An 8,221-nucleotide genomic window follows, 5' to 3' on the forward strand; every position below is an offset into this window, starting at 1 on the left:
GCAGCGCCCAATCGTGGGCTAGCCAGATCAAAGTAAGCGCAATCCTGATCGCAATAAGCACTCATTTCGAGCATCGCGCACGAGAAAATACCTACTTAAAGTGCATGAACCGAAAGCGGGCGGCGTGCGCCAGCAGAAGCGCTCATGAAGCGGGTAAGCCTTGATGAGGCGTCAACGGTGGCGGCGCCATCAGAGTTTCGACATGCCTGCTTGCGCTGGAGCACCGATCAGCGCCTCGACGCGCATCGTGATAGACGGGTGGCGACGCCGAAAAATCGGTTGGCAACCAGCTTGGCAATGTGTAGCTCATGGGTTTTGGTTGACTGTGCGAATTCGCGCCGCCCTGCAAGTGTTCGCAGGTGCTTTGGCATGACAAGCCTTGCGCACCAAATGCCACCACGACGGGCAAGATGGCTTTTCATAACGTCGCCCTTTGTAGCTAGGCGATGTAGCAAACCGTCCTACGCCAAAAATCCTATATAGATCAATGACTTACGGTCGCTGGTGCGGCTGGCGGGGATCGAACCCACGACCCTTGGCTTCGGAGGCCAATACTCTATCCACTGAGCTACAGCCGCTTCCTTTTATATTGTAACCGTGGAGCCGGGAGAACTTCGCAGCGCAGCTGGACATCACCACAGCTAAGCGAATAAGTCACCACAGTTAAGGTCTAACTTCGGTGAATTGGCAGCCTGAATTGTCACTTTACTATTGAATTGGAAGGCGGGCGGAGGATAAAGACGAAGAAGTCGACTAACCCGCACCAAAGTCCAGAGGCAAGTGGGAGCCTTGGCGACAGTAACGCTCTACGGGAAAAGACAATCTCTAACCACCACCTGACTGTCAGGGTTGCTTGATCGGGTGTTTCGATAGACGGGGCTATCCAACTTGTTCAAACTAGCTGGGTTAGGATCGGCGACTCCTTTGCTGCGCAATGTACCTATCTACATTGCGCAGCAAGTCGGAGGGCGAAATCCCAGTCATAGATGGCGCTTTGGGGTACGTAGCCGAAATTTGCGGAATCAAACTGACTTGTCCAAATCCGGCAGTCATAACTGCATGGAAACGGATGGCCGCAGAGCAGATTTGATCAGCCCTAAGATACTGAGACTAATCTTAGGCCTATGCGTTGGAAAAAGTGATCAAATGGACAAGTTGACGTTACGTCCGGCATGACCCATGCCGCAACTAGTCGGTGACCCACGCGCCGCTCAGGCAAGGCCAAGGCGCGAGAGAGTTTCACCCTTCGGCTTGCCGTCCGCGGTCCAGCCGCGCAGCTGATAGTACTCCGGCAGCATCTGCGGCAGCTTGGCGACCAGGCCCTTGGCCGCGCCGCTCGGCGCGGGCTCCTCGAGGATGCGCTTGGGCAGGGTATCGTCCCTGGCAGACAGGCCAGCAGCGAGATTGAACTGGCGCTCGAGATTCCAGATTCGCTCACCGGTCTCGCGCATGCGCTCGGCTGTCCAGCCGCCGCCGCAGGCAGCGTCGATCTGGCTCGCGTAGTGTTCTTCGGTCAAGCCGGAGGACCGGGTAAACAGGCACAGTCCGGAAGAATCGATTGCGGCGATGAAATCCTGCGACTCCTTGACGACCTTGGCCTTGCCGGCGACGTCGGTCGAAGCGAAATCATGCTCATAGGGGCTCGCGCGGAGATGGCAGGCGCCGCGGTTGCTCGTGGCGTAGGCGAGTCCCATGCCCTGCATGGCACGGCCGTCGTAGGCCGCGAATTCCTGACCCTTTACGGTCATTGACAACTCAGGTCGGCCGTACTTCTCGCACAGCAGCTTCGAGCCCAGCCCAATTTCGCGACCGAAACCTTCGCCCTTACCGGTCATCTCGGCGAGCTGACAGAGCGCCTGCGCGTTGCCAAACTCGAGACGGATACCTCCGCTCTCCTTCTCCGTGATCACGCCAAGATCGAACAGTTCCATTGCGGCCGCGATCGAGCCACCGAGCGAGATGGGATCCATGCCGTACTCGTTGCACATGAAGCCGGCAAAGGTCGCCGCATCGAGGTCGTCGACACCGACCGCGGCGCCGAGCGCATAAGCCGTCTCGTATTCGAGCCCGCCCGAGGCATGGTGATACTGCGGACGATCCTTGACCGAGAAGTGCTGCGGGTCGATATGGCAGATGCGTCCGCAACCGATGGTGCAGGCAAAGCAGGCGCTGTTGGTGATGAGGTTGGTGTGACCGTGCTCGTTTGGCGTCCGCATTGCCGTGGCGTTGAGCTTCTCGAAACCCTCGAACTGGACCTGGCGGTTGTTACGTGTGGGCAATGCGCCAAAGGTCCCGGTCACGTCCATCATCGGGATCGTGCCGAAACGCGTAAAGACCATGCGCCCTTCGTTATTGGCGAGTGTCATGCTGGCGGCGGCAGCCGCCTTCATGAACGCCTGCTTGTTGGCGGGCTTGACGCCGACCGTGCCGCGTACGGCGATGGCCTTGAGCCGTTTCGAGCCCATCACGGTGCCGACGCCGGAGCGCCCGGCGGCACGATACAGATCGTTGACGATGCAGGCATAGCGGCAGCCGTATTCACCCGATGGCCCGATGGATGCGATGCGAATCAAGGGGTCCTTGTGCGCAGCCTTGATGGCAGGTTCGATCTCCCACACTGAGCGTCCCCACAGATGGCCGGCATCAATGAGTTCGGCGTGCTCGTCCTCGATGTAGAGGTAAACCGGACTCGGCGCGCGACCTTCAAGAATGACAATGTCCCAGCCGGCCATCTTGAGCTCGCCGCCGAACTGGCCCCCGGAATTCGAACAGGCGATCGCGCCTGTCAAAGCGCCCTTGGTCACCGCCGACCAGCGGCCGCCGGTCGAGGCCATCGTGCCGGTCAGTGGCCCGGTCGCGATGATGAGCTTATTGTCCGGCGAGAGCGGATCGACCTTGGGGTCGATCTCCTCCATGAGGTATTTCGTGGCCAGACCGCGCTGACCGAGGAAGGTTTCGGCCCACGCCATGTTCAGGGGTTCGGACACGCAGGTGCCTGCAGTCAGGTTGACTCTCAACAGCTTGCGTTGCCAGCCCATGATTCGGACCTCCTATCACGTCACGCCCGGGGTGACCGCGCCGAAGCCGATGCGGCCGAACATGGCCTCAGTCTAACCCAATGGCGTGTTGCTACCGACCTGATTTTGACCAAACTACCGGGATTTGATTGGCCACCCAAGTCAAGGCGCGCAGTCAATGTCCGGGCCATGTTGGGTCAGTCGATCATCGGCACGGCTGGTCAATAGTGAACCGGCGCCAACAGGTCAAGCGGCTCTGGGAATTTGGCAAGGTGCGGTATCGCGGGCTACAGAAGAATGCCACGCGTGCGTTCACTGCTCTGGCGCTGGCCAACATCTACCTCAGCCGAGAAAGGTTGATGGCACAGGTGCATCCATGAGGGCGCAATGCGGGCCAAAAGGCCTGCAAAAAAGGCCATACGGGCCACGAAACGGGGCATTTCGCACCCGTTTCCGAGAACTGCACCGTCAACGATTTAGGCTGGTGTTTTTATGGTACTTGTTCAGCATAGCCTTAAGCAAAAAGACTGAAAATTGACCAGTACAAGTAGTGTCTGTGGTCAATAATTTAGCTACCTATGGTGTGCCATGATTTCCAAAAACGGTTAATGCGAGAACCAGAACCAATTTGGGTGCGCTCTTGAGCAGCGGCACGACTTCGATATCCCAGACCTGGAAAATGGATCAACTCGCGATCGCCAATAGCGCCGGGGGTTCTGTGAGGGAAGACTGGTAGCGCCCTCGATGCGGCGCGCGCTGCGCTCACTTATGCCGGCCTTGGCCGCAGCCAGCGCTTGTGATTTTTACTTTCGGATGTTCATGTAGAGGCAAACCTGCTGATCGGTGATTCGGGTTGATGGCACTGGGCTGAACTCTCTTATTGAGATCAAAACCCTCTATCGTGAACCCCTCCAAACCCGGCGCGGCCGGACAAAATGATTGTCGCGCCCCAGGTCAGCGGGTCCTCTTGATTTGATGTGCTGGACCCCGCCACCGGCTACAAGTTGGCTGACCGTGGCCAACCCGGGCCCGGCTGACGCAGAGGTAGCAATAGAAGCAGCCAATGCGGCTTGGCTGGCCTGGCGCAGGAAGACGGCCAAGGAGCGCAGCATCATCCAGCACAAATGGTTTGATTTGCTGATGGCTAACCAGGGAGACCTGGGCGCATCATGACGGCCGAGCAAGGCAAGCCTTTTGCCGAAGCTAAGGGTGAAGTGGCCTATGGCGCCAGTTTTGTGGAATGGTTTGCCGAAGAAGCCAAGCGCGTCAATGGCGATACCCTGCCGCAGTTTGACAACCGCCGCCGCCTGACTCACCTCAGTAATCCAGCTTCGCTCAGGCCCATACCTGAATTGGAAAATACTACAATTTAATTTTTCGCAGGTCAATGCACCCGCAATGCATGCCACAACCCGGATGGAGTCCTCCGTGAGCCTGTTATTTTCCCCTTTGACGCTACCGTCCCCGCGCGGTGGCCTGACGCTGTCCAACCGGATCATCGTCGCCCCGATGTGCCAGTATTCCGCCGTCAACGGCGAGGCAACCGACTGGCATCTGGCGCACTGGAGCAACCTGCTCAACAGCGGGGCTGCCATGTTGACCATCGAAGCCACGGCCGTTACCGCCGACGGGCGCATCACGCCCGCCTGTCTGGGCCTGTGGGACGAGCGCACCAAGCAGGCACTGGGTGACACCCTACAGCGCGCCCGCCAGTTGGCACCGCACCTGCCGGTGTGCATCCAACTCGCGCATGCCGGTCGCAAGGCATCAAGTGCGCTGCCCTGGCAAGGCGGGCAACTGCTGTCTGCCGCGCAAGGTGGCTGGCAGCCCGCAGGGCCGTCAGCCTTGCCGCAACTGCCCAGCGAACCGCCACCGACCGCGTTGACCGTCGTACAAATGGCGCAGATTCGGGACGCCTTTGTCGTCGCGGCGCAGCGGGCTGCTCGCCTGAGCATCGACGCCATCGAACTGCACGCGGCACACGGCTATCTGCTGCACCAGTTCCTCTCGCCGATTGCCAACCAGCGCACTGACAACTACGGTGGCAGCTTTGACAACCGGGTGCGCTTTCCGCTTGAAGTGTTTGCCGCCGTGCGCCAGGTGTTTGACGGTGTACTGGGGCTGCGGGTGTCCGCCACCGATTGGGTCGAAAGCGGCTGGGACGTCAGCCAGACCTCGGAATTCGCCCGACAGGTCAAAGCTCTGGGTTGTGATTTCGTTCATGTGTCATCGGGCGGCGTGTCGCCCCAGCAAAAGATTGCCGTCGGCCCGGCCTACCAGGTGCCGTTTGCGCGTCAGATCCGGCAGGCGTCTGGCCTGGCCACGCTGGCCGTGGGGCTGATTACTGACCCCCAGCAGGCCGAAGACATTTTGCAGGCGGGCGATGCTGACCTGATCGCATTGGCCCGCGCCTTTCTCTACAACCCACGCTGGGGCTGGGAAGCGGCTGCCGCCCTGGGGGGCCAAGTGGCCGCCAGCCCACAGTACTGGCGCTGCCTGCCCCGAGAGGCGCAGAACATTTTTGGCGAAGTTCGGATCGGCTCGCGATGAACCGGTGATGCGGGCTTCAAGCCCGCCCTTTGGGGCTCAAGCCTTCAGGTAATCGGTCTTGCCACCGAGCCAGCGTGTCACATGTTTTTGCGCGAGCGCCGAGTATTGATCCAGCATCAACGGGGTATATCAGTTTTAAGTCGCTGTTTAACGGAACTTATTGATGGCACAGTACCAGTGCAAACAAGTCATTTAGAAACATGAATTTCTCAAATCCCTTACCAGATGGCCTTGAAATAGACCGTCGACTGTTGCTCCTGAGCCCGCAAGACAACTGCCTGGTTGCTTGCAGACATCTTGTGGCGGGAACCATTATCACGGTAGATGGTAAATCCATCACCCTGGTGCAGGAAATTGCGCTGGGCCATAAAGTTGCGCGACGTCGTCTCAAACAAGGCGAAATTGTGATGCGTTACGGGGCGCATATTGGGTCGACTCTGCGAGCAGTGGAAGCTGGCGAACACCTGCATCTGCATAACCTCAAGAGCGACTACATCCCAACCTATACGCTGACCGAAGGTGAGCGCTTTGCAGAGTGAACTGAGAATGACAATAAACCCAAAGCTACAGCCTACTTTGACCGGCTATCTGAGGAGCGATGGCCGCAAGGGCATACGTAACTTGGTAGTCGTCGCCTACTTGGTTGAGTGTGCGCACCATGTGGCACGGGAGATAACCCTATCCTTTCGCCATCAGAACGTGCACCTTATCGGTTTTCCTGGCTGCTATCCCAACGGATATGCAGACAAAGTTATGCGACAGTTGGTCACCCATCCCAACGTAGGTGCCGTGCTGCTTATTTCATTGGGGTGCGAGAGCTTTAATAAGCAAGGCTTGGAGACTTTGGTGCACGCCACAGGGAGGCCTGTGCATACACTGACTATTCAACAAACGGGTGGTACCAAGTCCACTATTGCGCAAGGCGTAGAGTGGGTACAGCATGCGCAAGAGGCCATTGCCAGCACGCAGCGCGTAGCCATGCAGATCGAAGAATTGGTGGTGGCTACCGTGTGTGGCGGCTCTGATGGCACCAGTGGCATCACTGCAAATCCCGCTGTTGGTCGCGCCTTTGATACGCTGGTGGAGCAAGGTGCCGCCTGCATTTTCGAAGAAACGGGTGAACTCGTGGGCTGTGAGTTTCATATGAAACGCCGCGCTGCCACACCAGAATTGGGGGAGGAAATCGTTGCCTGCATTGAAAAAGCCGCCAAGTATTACACGGTGCTTGGCCATGGCAGCTTTGCACCAGGAAACGCCGATGGTGGTTTGACCACCCAAGAAGAAAAATCATTAGGTGCGTATGCCAAGAGCGGTGGTTCACCTATTCAGGGAATCCTCAAGCCGGGAGATTTGGCGCCCACTGGCGGCTTGTACCTGCTCGATGTGGTGCCAGACGGCGAGGTACGCTTTGGTTTTCCGAATATTTCAGATAACGCCGAGATTGTTGAACTCATTAGCTGTGGTGCGCACATGACGCTATTTACCACTGGCCGCGGTTCAGTGGTGGGCTCCGCGATCAGCCCGGTCATCAAGATCTGCGCTAATCCGCAGACCTTCGCTAGTCTTTCTGAGGATATGGATGTCAACGCTGGACGCATCCTGGACGGTGAGGCAACGCTTGAAGAAGTCGGACAAGAAATCGCTCAGCTTGTAGTTCGCGTTGCGCAGGGCGAGCCCAGCAAGTCAGAAGAGATGGGCCATCAAGAGTTCATCCTGACCTACAAAAACTTTACTCCGATAGGACCCACATGTCTTCCAATCAGGCAATCGATCCCGGTGCAAACGATTTGACCGAGCGCTTGCAGCGCTGCTATACCGGGGTGGTGCACGACATCATGCGTGCCATGGGACTGCGTGACTTTACCCTTCCACCTGAATTACGCCCCATCATTCCCGAACAGGCCATTGCCGGGCCAGCGTTCACCATACGCGGCAAGGTCTCTACCGGCGCAGATGCCCATGAAACACTACTCGCGTGGACTGGTTTGCTTTCCAAGGCGCCAAGTGGTTCCATCTGGACATCACAGCCTAACGACCGCGTGGTAGCGCATATGGGTGAACTTTCCGCTGAAACTCTTAAGAACAAGGGTGTTCGCGGCTGCGTTGTGGATGGCTTTATCCGTGACACCAATTTCTTGCTGGACATTGGTTTTCAAGCGTGGTGCCGAGGATTTACGCCACGTGATGTGGTGGGACATTGGCTACCTGATGCTATTAACGTTGATATTCAGATTGGCGATGTTCGAATTGCACCCGGGGACTATCTGGTTGGCGACCGTGACGGTTTGATTCGAATTCCCCAACGCTATTTGGAAGAAGTTGTCCAATTGTCTGAGAAGGCCATAGCCACAGAAAGTTTGGTTCGTAGCGCCATTCTTCAGGGGGTCGATCCGCAGCAGGCGTATTTGAAATATGGGAAATTTTGATGAACCCATTAGAAAATTCTTTGGCAATAATTTGATCCGTGAGCTTAAACATCCGTTTCTAAATCTGACCGATCGCATTGGGTAGATAGCCGAAATTTGGGGCATCAAACTGACTGTCCAAAAGCCGACAGTCAGAACGGCGCGGAAACGGACCGCCCCGGAGCAGATTCGTTCAACCCCTAAGATAGTGGGTTATGTCGCGTTGGCCACTGATGGACGTGATTCTGG

At 57.4% G+C, this 8,221-nt stretch carries 6 protein-coding genes, 1 tRNA gene and 2 pseudogenes; 6 read left to right on the forward strand and 3 right to left on the reverse strand.

Going from position 1 to position 8,221, the window contains the following annotated elements; all coding sequences use genetic code 11:
- Positions 1-227 precede the first annotated feature (227 nt).
- The 3 genes from B3F77_RS21075 to B3F77_RS18250 form a co-directional block, all read right to left on the reverse strand.
- A complete protein-coding gene (locus tag B3F77_RS21075; RefSeq protein ID WP_414703043.1) occupies positions 228-422 on the reverse strand; it encodes a DUF6538 domain-containing protein in 195 nt (64 codons plus the stop codon).
- 80 nt (positions 423-502) lie between these two features.
- Positions 503-578: transfer RNA gene (locus B3F77_RS18245), tRNA-Arg, on the reverse strand.
- A gap of 633 nt (positions 579-1,211) precedes the next feature.
- A complete protein-coding gene (locus B3F77_RS18250; protein WP_293606329.1) occupies positions 1,212-3,038 on the reverse strand; it encodes an aldehyde ferredoxin oxidoreductase family protein in 1,827 nt (608 codons plus the stop codon).
- Between the two features lie 224 nt (positions 3,039-3,262).
- Between B3F77_RS18250 and B3F77_RS18255 the strand changes: the two are divergent.
- From B3F77_RS18255 to B3F77_RS18285, 6 genes and pseudogenes are all read left to right on the forward strand, one after another.
- A pseudogene (locus B3F77_RS18255) lies at positions 3,263-3,397 on the forward strand (IS5/IS1182 family transposase); the annotation flags it as partial.
- Between the two features lie 555 nt (positions 3,398-3,952).
- Positions 3,953-4,345, forward strand: a pseudogene (locus B3F77_RS18265) (aldehyde dehydrogenase family protein); the annotation flags it as partial.
- A 100-nt stretch (positions 4,346-4,445) separates the two neighbouring features.
- Positions 4,446-5,567 (forward strand): NADH:flavin oxidoreductase/NADH oxidase, encoded by a 1,122-nt coding sequence (locus B3F77_RS18270; RefSeq protein WP_293606330.1) that lies wholly within the window; start codon positions 4,446-4,448, stop codon positions 5,565-5,567.
- A 200-nt stretch (positions 5,568-5,767) separates the two neighbouring features.
- The gene (locus tag B3F77_RS18275) at positions 5,768-6,106 is read left to right on the forward strand and encodes a UxaA family hydrolase (RefSeq protein ID WP_293606331.1); all 339 of its coding nucleotides are present in this window, start codon (positions 5,768-5,770) and stop codon (positions 6,104-6,106) included.
- A 7-nt stretch (positions 6,107-6,113) separates the two neighbouring features.
- Entirely contained in the window at positions 6,114-7,358 is a 1,245-nt protein-coding gene (locus B3F77_RS18280; protein ID WP_293606333.1) for a UxaA family hydrolase, read from the forward strand.
- Entirely contained in the window at positions 7,316-7,993 is a 678-nt protein-coding gene (locus B3F77_RS18285; protein WP_293606332.1) for an RraA family protein, read from the forward strand. The genes B3F77_RS18280 and B3F77_RS18285 overlap by 43 nt, the downstream gene beginning before the upstream one ends.
- The last annotated feature ends 228 nt before the right edge of the window (positions 7,994-8,221 follow it).

The organism is Polaromonas sp. UBA4122 (assembly GCA_002381615.1).
GTDB lineage: Bacteria > Pseudomonadota > Gammaproteobacteria > Burkholderiales > Burkholderiaceae_C > Polaromonas.